The organism is Sphingobacterium arenae, from assembly GCF_014692505.1.
Taxonomy (GTDB): domain Bacteria; phylum Bacteroidota; class Bacteroidia; order Sphingobacteriales; family Sphingobacteriaceae; genus Sphingobacterium; species Sphingobacterium arenae.
This window is the reverse complement of sequence record NZ_JACNYK010000002.1, coordinates 885,750-902,749: the sequence shown is the minus strand read 5'-3', so window position 1 is coordinate 902,749 and position 17,000 is coordinate 885,750. Positions and strand designations below refer to the sequence as shown.

The window sequence follows — 17,000 nt, the reverse complement described above, 5'->3', positions numbered from 1 at the left end:
TGCGCCTTATGTATAATATAGTTTAATTTTCTTGATTATATAAATAGATAAACTATTGAGGGAGTTTGGTTGTTTAAGAAACAGTATCAATGAAAAGAGACGCGAAGTAAAGATTAGAAGTTAACATGAAGAAGACGAAAATATTATTGGCGGAAGATCATCTAGTAGTCCGAAACGGCATCAAGCTCCTTTTGGACGCACAGAATAATTTTGAAGTCGTCGCCGATGTGGGCAGCGGAAAGGAAGTAATAGACTTGTTGGCAATGGGAGTGGAGGCGGATATTTTAATTACGGATTTGACCATGGACAACGTGGATGGGTTGCAGTTGATTAAAGAGTTGAAGGAAAGAAATATTTCAATACGCATAATCGTATTATCTATGTTGGATGAAGAGCAATATGTTGCACAAAGTTTCCGATATGGTGCAAAAGCTTATCTAGTAAAAAATGTTACAGCCGACGAAATGCTTTTTTGCATAAATCATGTGGCTAAGGGTGGACGTTACTTGTGTGAAGAGCTTACGATGAAACTGGTGGATAAACTTGTTAATAAGGAAGAAGCACAATCTTATAAAATGGATCCAGCAGAATTATCACTTTCTTCGCGGGAAATGGAAGTCTTAGAGTTGCTGGGCGAAGGACTGACTAACCTAGAGATATCGAAGCAATTATTTTTGAGTAAACGGACGGTTGAAGGACATAGACAAAGTTTAATTGATAAAACAAAATCGAAAAATACGCCTGCGCTAATTAAATTCGCTATTCAAAACGGGCTGCTAAAATAGATTTAAATTATAGGATTATGAGAAGGCCTCTTACGGAAATAGACGAAAGCGCTTTAGCGGCGTGTGGAGAATTTTTGCAAACCCACGGCCTGAAACTGTTGTGTGCCGAAAGTATGACGGCCGGATATTTAAGTGCATTGTGGTCATTGGATTTTCATAGCGGCGATTATTTCTTGGGTTCATTGGTGTGTTACGATGATCAGTGTAAAACACAACTACTTTCTGTACCGAATAGAAAAATCGAAAAGTATTGTGCAGAATCGGCTGTCGTGACCTTACGTATGTTAGATGGGCTAACGAGAACTTCCATCTCGAATGCGGATGTATTTGTTAGCATAACAGGATTGGCTTTTAAAACAGACAACCCCCGGCAAAAAAGAGAAGTGGGTACCGTTTACTATGCCTTTCAATATCTAAAGGAAAAGCGAATTTATAAAAAGCAATTTTCCGGAGATGCAAGTACCATACTCATCCAGACGTGTAATAATATATTCAGGGATTTGATTACTTGGCTTCCTGTCGCGACCACGTTAGAAAATCCAGCATTTCATGTGGCAAAATAAAGTAGGGGAAAAGTTTTTTCGAAATCCTAGAACAAAAAGGAGATACGACGGTTTTATAAGTATATAATATATATCATATTAAAAGGAGGAAACAATGAATAAATTAACTTGGAAAGGTCGTTGGAACGAATTAAAAGGCAAAGTTAAACAGCAATATGCTGATGTAACAGACGATGACTTGTTATATGCAGAAGGCAAGGAAGACGAAATGTTAGGAAAATTGCAAAAGAAAACAGGAAAAACGAAAGAGGAAGTAGAGGATTGGTTGAATAATTTGGATTAAAAAGTATTCCTGTTGTAATTAAGGCTAACAAATACGTTGGATGAAAGAGGCCGTCTCGCTTAAAGAGACGGCCTCTTTTACGCTTTTATACGGGTGCTGTTCTAACCTTTTTACGCTTACCGGTGGTATTACTACGCAAAATAGAAAAACATCGAACCATCACCAGCATGAGGTGTTATATTGGTAATAAAACAAAAAACGATATGGCACAGATAAAAGGAAATGGCAACATGCCAAATGCACACTTACACGAACTTCTAGTGGATGAAATGCGGGACATTATGGGCGCCGAACGTCAGCTGTTAAAAGGTTTGAAAAAATTAGCCGGGGCCGCCGAAAGCCCAACGCTTAAGCAAGCATTTGAAGAACATTATGACCAGACGGAAAATCATATTGAACGTCTAAAGTCTGCTTTTTTAAATTTAGGACTTCATGCGCGAGGGAAAAAATGCAAAGCCATGGAAGGACTGTTAAAGGAAGCAGAAGAAATTACGGAGGAGTTTGAAGACAGCCCAGCGGTTTTAGACGCTGCGTTGATCGCCGCTGCGCAAAAAGTAGAACACTACGAGATCGCCAGCTACGGCTGTATAGTAACTTATGCGGAACTGATGGAACACCGAGAAGTGAAAGAATTACTAGGACAAACACTAGCAGAGGAAAAAGAAACCGATGAGCGACTGACCGAAATAGCCATGACAGAGGCTAACGTGGGGGAAGCCGTTTAAAATTTTAAAAAAATCAATATGTGGTTATGTCCTGCCCCCAAAAAGCGAAAGACAATATGGGGGCATTTTTATTTTTTCAATAATTTCATCAATTGATTTTGTACCACTTTGGTGCTGAGCTTTTGTTTACTTTGAACTGTCCTTATCCATTTATCTAGCGCTGTGCTCTCGTAGGCAGCGAGAATTTCGGGGTGGATGTAATAGTTACGTGTAACGGTTCGTGTGTTGCCCAGTTCATAAGCAACATGGTCAATGATATTGATAATATTTTTTTTTCGTTGGGTCGCATTGCTAGGAAGGGGTAATTTGATCATATGAGATAATGCCAATATACAACCATTCCACGTTCGAAAAGTTTTACAGCTAACTTCCACGAGCATGGCATCTTTTAGATAGGCATTTACGATGCCCGAGTCGAGTGGCCTAACATGGCCTTCTTCATCGTAATATTGAAATAGTAGTTGACCTGGAAGATCTTTGACCTTCGCCAAAGCATTAATTAATGCTTTTCCCCGTAAATAACTTTGCTGCACGATCCCTTTTTTTCCGACGAATTTAAAGAACACCTTATCTTGGGAAACCTGCCGAAGATGCTTATTGCGCAAAGTTGTCAGCCCGTAGGAACCATAATTTTTTTCGTAATACCTGTTACCCGTTCGAAAAGAGGTCTTATCCATAATGGCTATTGCTAACGCACAAACTTTTTCACGGGATAACTTTCTTTTTCGCAAATCGTGCAATACCCTTTTTTTTAAAACGGAGAGTTTATTCCCGAACGCTAATAGATCGGAAAATTTTTTTTCACTTCGTAAAGCCAGCCATTTTGGGTGGTATTTGTATTGTTTGCGATTACTGAGGTCAAGCCCTGTAGCTTGTAAATGTCCTTTTGCAGACGCACATATCCAAACCTCTCGCCAAGCAGGGGGGAGTACCAATGAACGGATACGAGCCAATGTCCGTTCATCTTTAATTACGCGACCTTGTTCATTTAGATATATAAAAGTATCTCCCTTCGCTTTTCGACTATACCCTTTTTCTTGTGACGACGAATAGCGAAGACCTGATTCTCCCAATCTCAAAGAAGTCGTCTGTTTTTCGCCCATTATCGCCGGTCAATGGTTGCGGATTGCACCGATAAGTTCCGATTTGTTCATTTTATGACGCCCCGCAATACCAATTTTTTTCGCTTCTTGGAGCAATTCTTCTTTGGTGCGGTCGTCCAATGGACGCGCTTTCCCGCCCTTCTTGCTCGCATTAGGGGTATTGGCTATACGTGCGGCTTTTTCTTTACTCATCCCTTCGTCACGTAATGCTTCGTACTTCTTGTCGTCTTTGATAGACTTTCCATGATTTTTTGCCATGATTCCATTTTTTATCTGTGAGACCTGTTAACTGAACCTCGGGCAAGCATAATATGTTTTGGGTTTTTATACGGTTTAGCCTGATAAAAATACGGTTAACTCCGTGGCACCGACTTAATTTACAGGTATAAATACTTGTTATCGGGTGGTTTCCAAACTTAAAGGTTAAACGGATTGTTTTTATAACGACAAAAGAAGGAATTGGAACAAAGCAGGGGAACTATACTATAAAAATTAATATCATGGAAGATAACACAGAGCAAAATGAAATGGAAATGGAGGAGTCCATGCACGGTGTACCACGGAAAGAGGTACCGGAAGTTGCTAAAGAGGAACCCGATGATAAGCCCGCGGCTCGAACGATCCAGTGGACGATTGTGATTGCTGTCATTATCCTCGCCCTCATTTACTTTATATTTTTCTATTAAAAAAATATTCTCATGAAAAAGCTTTTTTTTTATACACAACTCGTTGCAGCTGCAGGCTTTCTATATGCTTGCGGTGGAAACCAGAGAGAGAACATACAGGATACACCAATTGAGCAGGATATGCCGTTAAATGAGGGTATTGTACCAATTGACTCGTTGGAAAGAGATAGTTTGGATACGGTCGAGCAGATGATGCCAACTCCTCCATTAAACGAATAATGTGACATCCTATTTTTTAAGACATGAACATATGAACACATATAAAAAAGGAAATCCCAAGGATTTATATCCTAAGCCTCCGTTTCCCAGGCAAAGCCAAGATCCGCCCGGGATAACGTCAGCTATGGAACCCCGGCCAGATCACGGTGAAGAAAGTTATATCGGATGTGATACCTTAATAGGTAAGGTGGCGATTATAACAGGAGGGGATTCGGGAATTGGCAAAGCTGTTGCCATCGCCATGGCGCGGGAGGGAGCAGATGTCGTTATCTCCTATAAAGACGATATCGAAGACGAGGATGCATTCGATACACGCGATTGGGTAACACGTTCTGGACGGACTGCGTTGCTTTTTAAAGGAAATATAAGAAATGAGGTCTTATGCAAACGGATTGTCGACGAGACCGTAGCAAGATTTGGTAAAATAGACATCTTGGTCAACAACGCCGCTTATCAAATGAGTTATGATCGTGTCGAGGATATTTCTGAAGAAGAGTGGAATAAGACCTTTCAAGTCAACATGAGTGCGATGTTCTATTTTGTTAAATACGCAAAGAAACATATGCGTCCCGGTTCGTCTATCATCAACACCACATCGGTTAACGCCTATAACCCGAATCCCAGTTTGTTACCTTATGCCGCAACGAAAGGTGCCATCCAAAATTTTACATCGAGCTTGGCCCAAATGTTTTTGCAGGACGGGTCAGGAATACGGGTAAACGCTGTGGCTCCGGGGCCAGTATGGACACCATTGATTCCAAGCACGATTCCAGATCATGAAAACTTTGGCGAAGATACACCCATGGGGCGGCCGGGACAACCGGCAGAAATCGCCCCGGTATATATATTCTTAGCGTCGGATGCAGCTTCTTATGTATCAGGAGCGACAATCCCTGCAACCGGCGGAAGAGCGACTATTTAATGATTTTTAGATTTTTATTTTGAAAACGAGTTATGATCAACAATATAAAGTACTTAGCAGCATCGTTAATTCTTGTCCTAACTTTTTCTTGTTCAGGCGGAAATAACGATACTTCCGATATAGATACAGATACCATTTCTCCTGGACCGGTGAGCGAGATGGATAGATCTCGCTATAACCTTAATGAACCGGATGAAATGCTGCATGAAATGCAGGACTCAGCCGGGATAGGTACAGCGCCAATGGATTCAGCGGAAATGAATAAGACGGATACGCTGGATTAATTTCGAGCTTTAAAAGCCGTGATTACTACCCTTTCCGTAAATATTTAGTCAAAATAACGATGGTTTGTCCCTCTATTTTACCTTCAATTTGTTCCGGATTGTCCGGTACTAATCGGATGTTTTTGACGACAGTACCTAACTTTGCCGAAAGAGAAGATCCTTTTACATCCAATGTTTTAACGAGCACAACGGTATCTCCCTCATAGAGGCGGGTGCCGTTGCTATCGATATGAAATTGTACCGTTCCTTCTTGTTCATGGTCACCCATCTTTTTGGCCCATTCTAAATTTTCATCATCGAGATATAAAATATCAAGGTTGTCGGATGCCCAACCCTCGTGTCGTAATCTACTTAGCATGCGCCACGCCACTACCTGTACGGCAGGGTATTCTGACCACATCGTTTCGGAAAGCACTTTCCAATGCTCCGCATCCAATTGTTCTCTTTTCTCGATTTGATCTAAGCAGGTCTTGCATACGTAGATAACATTTTCTGCCGTTTGCAAATCAGCGGGCGGAACCGTATATATCGATAACATGTCCGTGCTATTGCACAATTCACACGTATTGTTGCTTCTTTCTATTAGTTGTTGTTCTAAAGACATTATGAAGGGTTAAAATGCGAAAATACAAAAAATTATGGATATAGATTCTTGACAAATATTTTGTAATATTGGAATATAAACAGGAAAAATTATGAAGTGGCAAGGCGGCCGCAGAAGCGGTAATATCGAAGACAAGAGAGGTATGAGCGGTGGACAGAAACTGACATTAGGTGGAATTGGTGGCGTCGTCGTACTGATTATTGGTTTTTTACTAGGAGGAGATCCGGCGCAGTTATTGAACCAGATGCAACAGACTGCTCCTACAGAGCAGGGAACGTATCAATCGACACCAGAAGAAGATCGATTGCTGGATTTTGCTGATGTGGTCTTAGGAAGTACGGAGGATGTTTGGAAAAATATTTTTGCAACCAGTGGAATGGATTATCCGGAGACCAATTTGACGGTATACAATGGCGCAGTAGAAACCGCAGGATGTGGTGTTGGACAATCAGCCTTTGGACCGTTTTACTGCCCGGGAGACCAAAAGATTTATCTGGATTTAAGCTTTAACGAAGAATTGTCAAAAAAATATGGGGCGAAAGGTGAGTTTGCGTTAGCTTACGTCATTGCCCATGAAGTCGGTCATCATATACAAAATGTACTGGGTGTACTGCAACAAACCAACGCTATGCGTGCAAAAATGAGCGAGCGTGAATACAATAAAATATCGGTCATGACCGAATTACAGGCGGATTTTTATGCTGGTGTTTGGGCACATCACGTCAAAAACTATTCGAATATCGAATTGACGTATGATGATATTGTGGACGGTATGCGTGCGGCTGCGGCAGTAGGCGATGATCATCTTCAAGAACAAGCACACGGACATAGCAACCCCGAATCATTTACCCATGGTACCTCCGAACAGCGTGTCTACTGGTTTAAGAAGGGATACGATACCGGAGACATTAACGCCGGCGATACCTTTAATGACCCGAGCTTGAAGTGATTTTAATCACTGCACCAATAAATTGCATCCTCGGATATCACTATTGTCGAAGCGGCCCAAAATTTCGAAACCACCTTCTTCGTGTAGTTTTCCCAGATCTTGCGTTGCAATAAAAGAGCACGAATAATAATTGGCTAAATCAATGACGTTGATAGCACCTGTTTTTCCATGGCTGGTAAGGCTTAACGGATCGTTGGTGTCGCGCATCAAAACTTTCATCCAAGGCGGTGTCTGGAAAATGCCATCTCCAAATGAATACCCTTGTGAGAGTAGTTCCGTCATCCCGTATTCCGAATGTATCTTATCCACACCAAAACCGGCGGTAAGGATTTGGTGGAGTTCCTCCCGTATCATTTCTTTCCGTTTCCCTTTCATGCCACCTGTTTCCATGACGATAAGATTGGGGAAATCAATCTGGTATTGTTCACAGAAATCCAGCAATGCGTATGTTACGCCAATTAATAGGGTTTTTGTGCCGCTTTGTTTCAGCTCACGGAGCCTACTGAACAAATCTTCGTGGTTATATAAGAAATAACCCGATGATGGATGTTGGCTTCGTTCGATTAGATCATCGACCATATAGATTAATGATGAACCCGAACGTTCCAGATAGGAGGGGAGGAGGGCTAGCACAGCTATATTTTCCACCTCGCCATAGAACTGTTGAAAACAAGACCGAAAGCTGTTTTCGTACCAAGCGACTTCGGCTACATGGTGCTTGCTTGTGATCATGCCGGTTGTACCCGAACTGGTAAACGTAATTTCAGTTTGATGTCCGGCAGCAAGTATTTGTTGCGTTTTAAAAAAATCGATCGGTAAAAAGGGGATTTGCCTGTAGTGGCTAATACCTGTTTTTCCCTTGCCTAATAAGTCTATGTATTTTCCATAGACGGAACAATTGGTCTTTTGATAACCGTATACCTCCAAACAAACCTCATTAAATGTCTCCTCGTTATCAATCGAAAAAATACGTTCTTTTAGCATTTCCATACCGTTACGCACAAACCTAAATAAAATGCGCTGCATTCACGAATACCTAAATAAAAAAAACCTTTATGAGTAATTCGATTTTATATGCAGTATACTTTATCCCTCATCACCCCATAGATTTTGTCGGTTTGTAAATTTTCTTATTGATTTCGTACACAGAATTCAGTTGATACTCCGTTGGGATAGGTTACGACTTCCTCCGCAATTTTATTTGCATCGATCCGCTCGGTGGCTATGCGCGAACGGATATTGTTTGCCCCGATGAAAATATACTTTTGAAACGTATTGAAAAATATAATCCAATATTGTAGTTTTTGCCAAACGGTTAATACCCACTCCACAATAGGCTACGGTAAAGGAAGTATAACCGATAAATATACTGTTTTCTTGTTTAAAGATTATAACTTATCATAGTTGATCTTAATGCTGTCGCTTATAGGAACAGACACACAAGCTAAAATCAAACCTTGCTGTATTTGGGCTTCAGATAAGATGAAATTCCTTTTTAAACGCACTTCGCCCTCCTCCAATTTGCATACACAAGTGCCACATGTACCTCTGCAACAGGAATGCGGAGCATCAACACCGGCATTAAGCAATGCATCAAGCAAAGGTATTTGCCTATTCCACACAATATACTGTGTAGTGCCGTTTAGAGTCAACGTTACTTCCACGTTTTCCGGTTGCTCGTTTTGGATTTCGGCAGGGATATTTTCTTCTTCTGCCTTCATATAAGTATTGTCTTTGGATAAATGATGTGTAAAATGAAAGTTTATAAATCCCGAAAAAGTATGTTATTTCCGGGCTTTGGAATGATGTTTATTTTACATCTTCGATCTTAGCACCAAAATTGATGTGTAACACATTGCCGTTAGACAGAACCAATGCAGGAAAAGACTTTACGTCTGCGTTTTCTGCGTCTTTAACTTTTGTTTTGTCTGTATCCAAATGAATTAATTCCACCTGATTTTCAGGAATAAGATCTAAAATGTCCCTTTCTGCCCTTACGCATACGGGACAAACCGCATGATAAAAAATTTCTTTTGTCATTTTTGCTTTGTTTTTAAATGATGATTAATATTGATAAACCTCGCTTTCAATAGAAGAAAGGATACTGTCCAATTCCACGATTTCATTTTCGCTAAGCGGCTTCAAAGGGCTTTTGAAACCGCCACCACCTACTCCCAACAGATCTAAGCCTGCCTTAATAGAGCCTGCAAGACCTTTTGCTACAATAAACTTCAATAAAGCAAACTGTTTATAGAATAAGCTTTGTGCTTTACCCAAATTATTTTCTTGTATTGCATTGTACAATGCAAGATTAAGTTCTGGAATCAGGTTCGGAGCAGCGGTGCACCAGCCTCTAGCACCAGCTGAAAATGCTGCTAATGCCAAAGGATTAGAGCCGTTGAAAAAAGCAACTTCTTCGCCCAGCCCTTTCCTTAAATAGTGCATACGCTGAATGTCACCCGAGCTTTCCTTTATCATCGTAACATTTGGAATTTCCAACAAACGTTTTAATAATGAAGGTGACATGTCCACACCACCTGTTATTGGATTATTGTATGCCATTATGGGGATAGAAATCTTGGAAGTAACAGCATCATAATGTTTGATAATTTCCTCATCGGTTAATTTCCAATAACTCATAGGGATGATCATTACCGCTGTTGCACCAGCTTTTTCAGCAAATTTGGCGTGGTACATAGTTTTGTCCGTAGTCAGATTGGAAACACCTACCAAAGTAGGCACTCTGCCGGCTAGCTGTTGCATTGTCGCTTCGGTTATCGCTTCTTTTTCGGAATCATTGAGATAAGGCATCACACCTGTACTTCCCAATGGAGCAATACCGTGCGAACCGTTTGTAACCAAACGCTCTACCTGTTTTTTGAATAACAGGATATCAGCTGTTTCGCTGTCGTCAAAGGGAGTAACTGGGTATGCAATTACACCTTTAAATGGTATTTTGTTCATATAATGCTTGTTTTAAAAATTAAAAATCTCTTCCCTCTTCTTCACGAAGCGCTACCACAAGATTTTAAAGTTGTGAGGCATTTTCAACATTTTTGTGAATAACGTGTGAGGGCTTCACATACGTCGGTCTTGCAAATGTTTGATGAAAGTCTTTGGAGCTGAACTGCTTTTGTTCTGCATGACTTGATTTCTTGACCTCTGTCGCTGTTTCTAATTTTGACATAATTGAAAATTTTTATTGTTTTGTTGCATTATTGCAATACAAAAGTATTGTATCTTTGGATTAGCATAATGATGTAGTTTTTACAAAAATAGATAGTCCAGATGTTGAAGGGATGGAATTTAGAAAGGCGATTGTCCAAATGCTAAACCATCAAAGGTGCATGCAGGTTGATGAGCATAGCATTTGTATCACCCGCGAAAGTCAAATGGGCATGTACTTAACCGCACAATGTTTATTTGAAAAAGACGATTATGTACTTGTTGAAAACCCGGGATATAAACCGGCATGGAAGGCATTTGAGCACGCGAAAGCAAATCTATTACCAGTAAGCGTTGATAAAAATGGTTTACTGATTGACGATGTCATCTATTATTTGAAATCGGGCAAACAGATCAAGGCCATCTATGTTACCCCTCATCATCAATACCCAACAACGGTTACGATGAGTTTAAATAGGAGATTGGAATTGATAGCGCTTTCCAATCAATATGGATTCACAATTATTGAAGATGACTACGATAATGAGTTTCATTTTAGGTATCGGCCTGTATTGCCCTTGTCCAGTTTTACAGAACTTAAAAATTATGTTTACATTGGTACCATGAGTAAAGTTTTTGCACCCGCCATTCGTATCGGTTATTTGGCAAGCAATGACAGCGCTTTGATTGAACAAGTAAGCAGCTTGCGAAAGATTATCGATGTACAGAGCGACAGCATCATGGAACAGGCTGTTTTACAGCTTATCAAAGACGGCACCATAAAACGGCATATCAAAAAGGCAACCAATCATTAGAAAGCAAAAAGAGATTTTATGGTAGCCTTGTTGAATAAACATATTGGAAATAAAGCAACATATACAATTCCCGAAGGTGGTTTGGCATTTTGGGTCGTTCCGAATATGCAAGTAGATTGGCTACTAATCTCCAAAGCCCTTAAAAGTAACGGTATTTAGCAGCTCATATTAGGAACATAAATAATATTAGAGTATCTTTGCCTTCATTCAGAATAGCATTTTAATTATGTTTTTTCTTTCCGCATAAACACCATATCGCCATTTTGCTTCTCTCCACACAGAAGCCCGGACGCTGTTAGATACGCAAGGGATAATTATTCCCGGTATCGTAAAAAGGACAGTACCAGGATGCGGTATGGGCAATCTCAGATAAAACCATTTACATTTTGACAACAAGTTGCGATTCAGACTTCAATAGTTTGATTGTTGGCTATTTAATACATTTGAGATGAATATTTATCCAGTAAATTTCGAAAATAAAATAGATTTTGACACTGTACGTGAGTATATTAAAGAAAAATGCTTGAGTCCCTTAGGCATCGACAAGGTAGACGCTATGCGTTTTTCAACCGATTTCGAGACAATCGAGCAATGGTTGACCCAGACTCATGAATTTTTACAGATTATAAGCAACAAAGAGAGTATTCCTAAAGAGAATTTTATTGACCTGCGTGATACGCTTGAGCGAGCTGAAAGTGACAATACATTTTGGTTGTCAGAAAAAGAAATTCCCCAATTAGCAGATTCATTGGATACAACCGCCCGTATCGTGGAATTTCTGAACAACGAATTCACGAATCAGCCGGGTAGGGCAAAGTACCCCGAACTGAAACGATTGACAGATCAAATAAGGACATTTCCGGTCATCATAGCGCGTGCAAATTCGATACTCGACAAGTGTGGGCAGATAAAAGACAACGCATCCAAACTACTGTTCAATATCCGTAAAAATAAAATCGAAGCGGAAAAAGAGGTAAGTAAAGCTATGGCAGTTGCACTCCGTACGGCACAAGCACAAGGTGTAATCGGAAGAGATGTGCAAGCAGATATGCGTGGTGGCCACTACCTCATTCCCGTAGCGGCATCGAACAAGAGGAAAATAAAAGGCGTCGTTAGAGACAGTTCAGGCAGCGGGAAAACATTTTTTATTGAGCCAGAGGTGGTAGTCGAAGCATCCGCTCGCTTACGGGAATTGCAGAATGACGAACGGAAAGAAATTGCTCGAATATTGGTAGAATTTACGAATTTGATAAGGCCTGAAGTTTCCGACCTGTTAAAATCATATGACTTTCTTGGAACTATTGACTTTATCCAAGCCAAAGCCTCGTTTGCGTTACGCATAAATGCACTGAAACCTGTGTTTGAGAACAAACAAAATATAGAGTGGAACAAAGCCATACATCCCTTGCTGGACATAGCACTTCGGTTACAGAACCAGAATGCACATCCATTAGATATACAGTTGACACAAGAAAATAGGATACTGATAATATCAGGTGTCAATGCCGGAGGAAAATCGCTTTGTCTAAAAACGATAGCTTTATTACAGTATATGTTACAATGTGGTTTACTCATACCAGTAGAAACTGGTTCAAAAGCGGGCATTTTCCATCGTGTTTTTATGGATATTGGTGACGGTCAAAGTATGGAAAATAGTTTAAGCACATATACTTCACACTTAACTAGCATGAAGTTTTTTGTGGAAAATAACGATGAAAAAACACTGCTGCTCATCGATGAGTTTGGTGGAGGAACCGAACCACAGATAGGTGGTGCTATTGCTGAAACTCTTTTAGAGCGCTTCAACAATAAAGGAAGTTTCGGCTTGATTACCACGCACTTCCAAAATCTAAAGCATTTTGCATACAAAACACCTGGTATAGTAAACGGAGCTATGCTTTATGACACGGAAAACAACCGCCCGATGTACAAACTCTCCATAGGAAATCCGGGTAGTTCATTTGCCATAGAAGTAGCCAGAAGGATAGGTTTGGAAGAGAGTATTATAGCCGGTGCTTCCAGTAAAATTGGGGAGGAATTTATCAACATGGATAATTTTCTCCAATCTATTGCAAAAGACAAACTGTATTGGGAGAATAAACGAAAAGAAATAATCCATGAACCGTCTGTGAGACAAAAGGAACCTCAAGTAGCGAAAGGCCAACCACAAGAAAGTAGGAGCGTGTCGAATGTGGTTATTAGCCCAGGCTTTATTGTAGGAGATAAAGTTACTTTAAAAGGTCAAACCACAGTAGGAAGCATTCTCAAACTATCGGCTACCCAAGCCACAGTGGCGTTCGGGGCTTTTAAAACTAAAGTTAAGTTGAGTAAACTGAACTCGGCAACATAGTCTGGATTGAGGCTGTAATCGATTCTTTTATTACAGCCCTATGTACTTAATAATTAACAACGACGACGATATAGATATAAGATTTTTTATGGATAATTTCTGTGAAAGCCTGCTTAACAAAATAGATGACGAATTGCGGGACATTGCATAAACACTACGGAGATAATAGTTAAATCAAAAAAATAAATAATAGTATTATTGTTAGCTATATCTAAAATGAAAGCTTTCGTTTTAGATAAGGGATTCGGTAGTGTGGAGGATGAAGTCTATTTTATAAAATATTAAGACAACCATATCGCGGATTTTTTTCTGTAAACTATAAATTGTTAGAAATGGGAGTTACCTATGGTAACTCCCTTGATAAACCGTGGTTTCTATGCATTAAAAAATCACGTAACACACGTTAGCTACATAATTTGCATCCATCCCCCTTTCTTTAACAACGTATTTCTTTACGCATGAAAAAATAATAAGAAGCTGCAAAACAAATGATTGTGCAGGCAATTAACGCGACCATCTGCGACCAGGCTACTTTGATACTTTCCCAGATAGGCAGCGGTGATGGAATGGCTCCTTGCAATTGCTCCATGTGCAAAGGGCCAAGACTTCTGATGGACGGCATAAGCAACATATTGGTGCCATCGCTATAGAGCTGGCTGGGCGCAAAGCGCATGAGTGTCAGCATAAAATGTTGATATTGCATGATTTCGGCCTCCGAAGCATACGGATTCGGTTGTACCGCTTTTGCTACGATATTGATCATGATGGGGTAGAACACCGTGAAGAACAACCAAATCGCAATGGCTACTAAAGCAGATGTTGCGGTGTGTTTAAAACGAACTGAAAACAGGATAGATAAATTGAGCCAAAAAGCAACATATACGATGGTTAACAGCGTGAAGAGGAAAAGCCTGTTGCATTCCATAAGGGTTGGTGGAAAACCCACCAGTAACGTTGCCGCCCCTATGGTTAGAAGAACAAGGGAAGTAAATAAAACACCTATCACCGTTAACGAACCAATAAATTTAGCGTTGAGGAAATAATCCCGGTGGATAGGTTGTGACAAAATACGACCCAAGGTGCGTCCGTTAAATTCGGAATTAACGGCGTCAAATCCCAAACAGATGCCGAGCAACGGACCTAAAAAACCAACGAATAGATGGAACGATGGCATCGTACCATCAGATGTGGTAAAAATCTTGAGGAAGAAAAATGCTGCATCCGGATCGTTCGGACCAGGCGCTGTGTTTTTCAATGCCTGCAAAGAAGTGTATAAAGAGGCTACACACGTCAACAGGATGATCGCCAACAGGATAATAAATTTCCAGCTTCGAATATGATCAGCAATTTCTTTCTTCACTAAAATGGAGAAAGCATACAGATTATTATTTTTATTTAGCGTCATTTGTAGACCCTCCTTCGAAATAATGTGCGTAAATATCTTCTATACCATAAATGCGCTGTTGCAGCTGTGTTATATGAATGTCGTGTTCCACCAGCTTCTTGGCTAGATGATGGACGATGATTTCATCGCCATCGATATGGAATAGATTGTCTTGTTGTCCGATTATCTTCACATCTTGCATCTCTTCCAAAATACCGCGAGCTCGTTGTGTATCCATTTGATGTACCTTGAGTTGGATATGACGCGGTTTGTCTTGAAATAAGCGTGATGCTAAGTCATGAATAGAACCGTCAGCAACCAATTTGCCTTGTATAAACAAGCCGACACGATCGCAGATTTGCTGTACTTGATAAAGCTGATGACTGGATAGCAAGACCGTCAGCTTCTCTTCCCGGCTTAGACGCAATATCAACGAGGTAAAATCTTTAACGCCCATCGGATCCAATCCTAAGGTCGGCTCGTCCAGAATCAATACTTTTGGGTTTTTTATCAAACTGTCAGCCAAGCCGAGCCGTTGCCGCATCCCTCTGGAAAATTTACCTACTTTTTTTTCAGCAACGTCTCGAAGCCCCACTTTTTCCAATAAGGAAAGGGAACGTCGTTGAGCTTCCGTATAAGAAATTCCATTCAATTGCGCGGTCAATACCAGATTCTCCAGTGCTGTCCAGCTCTCGTAAAAACCAATGTTGTCGGGAAGGTATCCCACTAGGCGTTTGACAGCGATGGGCGACCGAATGGGGTCGGTTCCACAAACCTCGATTTCGCCTGATGTTGGTTCACTTAGACCGAGAAGCATCAAGATCGTGGTCGATTTTCCGGCGCCGTTTGGACCCAATAATCCAAAAATCTCACCGGTTGCAATGTCAAGATCCAAATGATCTACCGCCGTGAAATCCCCATACTTTTTCGTTAGTTGCCGTACACGAATAATAGGGTTATCCATTTTATCTCCTTCCATATTTACGGATCAAAAAATAAACCAGTGCCACGGCTATAGCGATAATCAAAATCCCTACCCAACCCCATAATAATGAAGTTTCAACGGTTACGCGGAATTTAACACTGTCGCTTGTTTCGTTATTTTTTGCATCCAATGTCATTTGGTAGTCCCCTGCAACGGCTTTTTTAGCGGGTTTAATGATCGCTGTAACGGTTTGGCTCTCGCCGGCTTTGAGGCTGCTGATCCGGCTAGGCTCAAAATGGGCTTCCCATTGTGAAGGGGCGGAGGCATTGAGATTAATTTGACTCAGATCGGAACTACCATTATTTTTAACCAGAAATTGGATCGATTTGTTTCGATTGGCAGTTGCTGTTGTGCTCAATAGCCCCTCCGGCGTCGTCAGTTGTATTTCATAGGAGCCCGTAATGACGACTTCCAAAGAAAGATCCGACTGATTGAGAGGACTTTGGGCAAATAGCGGAATCGTATATTTTCCTTTTTTGACACTTTCTGGAGGAAGGATTTCGATTAAGATATCTTTTCGTTGGTTGCCTTCTATATTAACAGATGATACCTGTTTTCCGTCTACTTTGAATGTTGCTCCCCATCCCGGCTGCAGATTGGCACCGAGACGATATACCTGTGCATCCGAAGAACGGTTTAACAAAGAAGCATTGAAGGTAAAAGTTGATTTTGCTGACCCCTCCATATTGGTTTGCGGACTGTTGAATTCCGATGATGTTTTGCCATCTGTGGTGACATCAACGGTCAGCGGTAAGGACGATTCGCCTTGTGCAACCAGTCGGAATCGATACTGCCCTTTTTCTATTTTGGAAGGTACAATGACCTTTAAGTTAAGCGATTTCCGTTCTTTTGGTAAAACGGAGATCTCCTCCGCAGTATAGTTTCCTGACTTCATTTCGTAATCCCAGCCTTTTGGCAGATTTTGAAGGCTGATTCTTCCGTTTCGTGTAGACGAGCTGTTGTTGATTAGTTCCACATTGTAGTCGATGATCTCCCCTGGAGATACCGAAACCTTTGGATAGGTGGTGTACAATTGTAGGCTTTGGGTTAAGGCAGTCTGCGATGCCAAAATCATGCCCAATAAACAGATTATTCGACTCTTTAGCATAAATAAAAATTTTAAAAATGAGTTGGTTTTGATAATATGGTACTAAAATAAAAAGTCCTTGACATGGATG

22 protein-coding genes are annotated in these 17,000 nt (G+C 40.7%); 11 read left to right on the top strand and 11 right to left on the bottom strand.

Going from position 1 to position 17,000, the window contains the following annotated elements:
- The first annotated feature begins 125 nt into the window (after positions 1 to 125).
- The 4 genes from H8B17_RS10050 to H8B17_RS10035 all read left to right on the top strand — a co-directional run bounded on the left by H8B17_RS10050 (position 126) and on the right by H8B17_RS10035 (position 2,356).
- Positions 126 to 785, top strand: coding sequence for a response regulator (locus H8B17_RS10050; protein ID WP_190309036.1), 660 nt, complete (start codon positions 126 to 128; stop codon positions 783 to 785).
- A gap of 17 nt (positions 786 to 802) precedes the next feature.
- The gene (locus tag H8B17_RS10045) at positions 803 to 1,348 is read left to right on the top strand and encodes a CinA family protein (protein WP_190309035.1); all 546 of its coding nucleotides are present in this window, start codon (positions 803 to 805) and stop codon (positions 1,346 to 1,348) included.
- A 94-nt stretch (positions 1,349 to 1,442) separates the two neighbouring features.
- Positions 1,443 to 1,631: a CsbD family protein gene (locus H8B17_RS10040; protein WP_190309034.1), complete on the top strand. Its 189-nt coding sequence runs from the start codon at positions 1,443 to 1,445 to the stop codon at positions 1,629 to 1,631.
- A 203-nt stretch (positions 1,632 to 1,834) separates the two neighbouring features.
- Positions 1,835 to 2,356, top strand: a complete 522-nt coding sequence (locus H8B17_RS10035; RefSeq protein ID WP_223816474.1) for a YciE/YciF ferroxidase family protein — start codon at positions 1,835 to 1,837, stop codon at positions 2,354 to 2,356.
- Positions 2,357 to 2,424: 68 nt separating this feature from the next.
- On the opposite strand, the gene H8B17_RS10030 is transcribed toward H8B17_RS10035, so the two are convergent.
- Positions 2,425 to 3,459, bottom strand: a complete 1,035-nt coding sequence (locus H8B17_RS10030) for a DNA topoisomerase IB (RefSeq protein ID WP_190309033.1) — start codon at positions 3,457 to 3,459, stop codon at positions 2,425 to 2,427.
- 9 nt (positions 3,460 to 3,468) lie between these two features.
- Positions 3,469 to 3,717 carry a DUF7218 family protein gene (locus tag H8B17_RS10025; protein WP_190309032.1) on the bottom strand — a complete coding sequence of 83 codons (249 nt, stop codon included), beginning with the start codon at positions 3,715 to 3,717 and terminating at the stop codon, positions 3,469 to 3,471.
- Between the two features lie 242 nt (positions 3,718 to 3,959).
- Here H8B17_RS10025 and H8B17_RS10020 point away from each other — a divergent pair, with 242 nt between their 5' ends.
- The 4 genes from H8B17_RS10020 to H8B17_RS10005 are packed head-to-tail and all read left to right on the top strand — an operon-like array spanning position 3,960 to position 5,570.
- Complete coding sequence (locus H8B17_RS10020; RefSeq protein WP_190309522.1) at positions 3,960 to 4,145, top strand: hypothetical protein; 186 nt, start codon at positions 3,960 to 3,962, stop codon at positions 4,143 to 4,145.
- A gap of 12 nt (positions 4,146 to 4,157) precedes the next feature.
- Positions 4,158 to 4,364: a hypothetical protein gene (locus tag H8B17_RS10015; protein ID WP_190309031.1), complete on the top strand. Its 207-nt coding sequence runs from the start codon at positions 4,158 to 4,160 to the stop codon at positions 4,362 to 4,364.
- Between the two features lie 31 nt (positions 4,365 to 4,395).
- Positions 4,396 to 5,286 (top strand): SDR family oxidoreductase, encoded by an 891-nt coding sequence (locus tag H8B17_RS10010; protein ID WP_190309030.1) that lies wholly within the window; start codon positions 4,396 to 4,398, stop codon positions 5,284 to 5,286.
- A 32-nt stretch (positions 5,287 to 5,318) separates the two neighbouring features.
- Positions 5,319 to 5,570, top strand: coding sequence for a hypothetical protein (locus H8B17_RS10005; protein WP_190309029.1), 252 nt, complete (start codon positions 5,319 to 5,321; stop codon positions 5,568 to 5,570).
- Positions 5,571 to 5,595: 25 nt separating this feature from the next.
- Here the strand turns inward: H8B17_RS10005 and H8B17_RS10000 are convergent, their stop codons facing one another.
- The gene (locus tag H8B17_RS10000) at positions 5,596 to 6,174 is read right to left on the bottom strand and encodes a PhnA domain-containing protein (protein WP_190309028.1); all 579 of its coding nucleotides are present in this window, start codon (positions 6,172 to 6,174) and stop codon (positions 5,596 to 5,598) included.
- A gap of 91 nt (positions 6,175 to 6,265) precedes the next feature.
- On the opposite strand from H8B17_RS10000, the gene ypfJ reads away from it, so the two are divergent.
- Positions 6,266 to 7,123 carry a KPN_02809 family neutral zinc metallopeptidase gene (gene ypfJ, locus H8B17_RS09995; RefSeq protein WP_190309027.1) on the top strand — a complete coding sequence of 286 codons (858 nt, stop codon included), beginning with the start codon at positions 6,266 to 6,268 and terminating at the stop codon, positions 7,121 to 7,123.
- A 6-nt stretch (positions 7,124 to 7,129) separates the two neighbouring features.
- Here the strand turns inward: ypfJ and H8B17_RS09990 are convergent, their stop codons facing one another.
- From H8B17_RS09990 to H8B17_RS09970, 5 genes are all read right to left on the bottom strand, one after another.
- Entirely contained in the window at positions 7,130 to 8,149 is a 1,020-nt protein-coding gene (locus tag H8B17_RS09990; RefSeq protein WP_223816473.1) for a LuxE/PaaK family acyltransferase, read from the bottom strand.
- A gap of 362 nt (positions 8,150 to 8,511) precedes the next feature.
- Positions 8,512 to 8,844, bottom strand: coding sequence for a 2Fe-2S iron-sulfur cluster-binding protein (locus tag H8B17_RS09985; RefSeq protein ID WP_190309026.1), 333 nt, complete (start codon positions 8,842 to 8,844; stop codon positions 8,512 to 8,514).
- 88 nt (positions 8,845 to 8,932) lie between these two features.
- The gene (locus H8B17_RS09980) at positions 8,933 to 9,163 is read right to left on the bottom strand and encodes a thioredoxin family protein (RefSeq protein WP_190309025.1); all 231 of its coding nucleotides are present in this window, start codon (positions 9,161 to 9,163) and stop codon (positions 8,933 to 8,935) included.
- 24 nt (positions 9,164 to 9,187) lie between these two features.
- Positions 9,188 to 10,087, bottom strand: a complete 900-nt coding sequence (locus tag H8B17_RS09975) for a dihydrodipicolinate synthase family protein (protein ID WP_190309024.1) — start codon at positions 10,085 to 10,087, stop codon at positions 9,188 to 9,190.
- A gap of 64 nt (positions 10,088 to 10,151) precedes the next feature.
- Positions 10,152 to 10,310, bottom strand: a complete 159-nt coding sequence (locus H8B17_RS09970; protein WP_223816472.1) for a hypothetical protein — start codon at positions 10,308 to 10,310, stop codon at positions 10,152 to 10,154.
- Between the two features lie 112 nt (positions 10,311 to 10,422).
- Here H8B17_RS09970 and H8B17_RS09965 point away from each other — a divergent pair, with 112 nt between their 5' ends.
- Both H8B17_RS09965 and H8B17_RS09960 read left to right on the top strand, forming a co-directional pair.
- On the top strand, positions 10,423 to 11,103 hold the full coding sequence (locus H8B17_RS09965) for an aminotransferase-like domain-containing protein (protein ID WP_223816471.1): 681 nt from the start codon (positions 10,423 to 10,425) through the stop codon (positions 11,101 to 11,103).
- A 448-nt stretch (positions 11,104 to 11,551) separates the two neighbouring features.
- A complete protein-coding gene (locus H8B17_RS09960; RefSeq protein WP_190309023.1) occupies positions 11,552 to 13,453 on the top strand; it encodes an endonuclease MutS2 in 1,902 nt (633 codons plus the stop codon).
- Positions 13,454 to 13,889: 436 nt separating this feature from the next.
- Here the strand turns inward: H8B17_RS09960 and H8B17_RS09955 are convergent, their stop codons facing one another.
- Genes H8B17_RS09955 through H8B17_RS09945 form a run of 3 tightly spaced genes read right to left on the bottom strand, consistent with a single transcriptional unit; the run spans position 13,890 to position 16,930 of the window.
- On the bottom strand, positions 13,890 to 14,858 hold the full coding sequence (locus H8B17_RS09955) for an ABC transporter permease (protein ID WP_190309022.1): 969 nt from the start codon (positions 14,856 to 14,858) through the stop codon (positions 13,890 to 13,892).
- Positions 14,845 to 15,816 carry an ABC transporter ATP-binding protein gene (locus tag H8B17_RS09950; protein WP_223816470.1) on the bottom strand — a complete coding sequence of 324 codons (972 nt, stop codon included), beginning with the start codon at positions 15,814 to 15,816 and terminating at the stop codon, positions 14,845 to 14,847. Before H8B17_RS09950 ends, H8B17_RS09955 begins: the two co-directional genes overlap by 14 nt.
- On the bottom strand, positions 15,803 to 16,930 hold the full coding sequence (locus tag H8B17_RS09945) for a COG1470 family protein (RefSeq protein ID WP_190309021.1): 1,128 nt from the start codon (positions 16,928 to 16,930) through the stop codon (positions 15,803 to 15,805). The genes H8B17_RS09950 and H8B17_RS09945 overlap by 14 nt, the downstream gene beginning before the upstream one ends.
- Between the last annotated feature and the right edge of the window lie 70 nt (positions 16,931 to 17,000).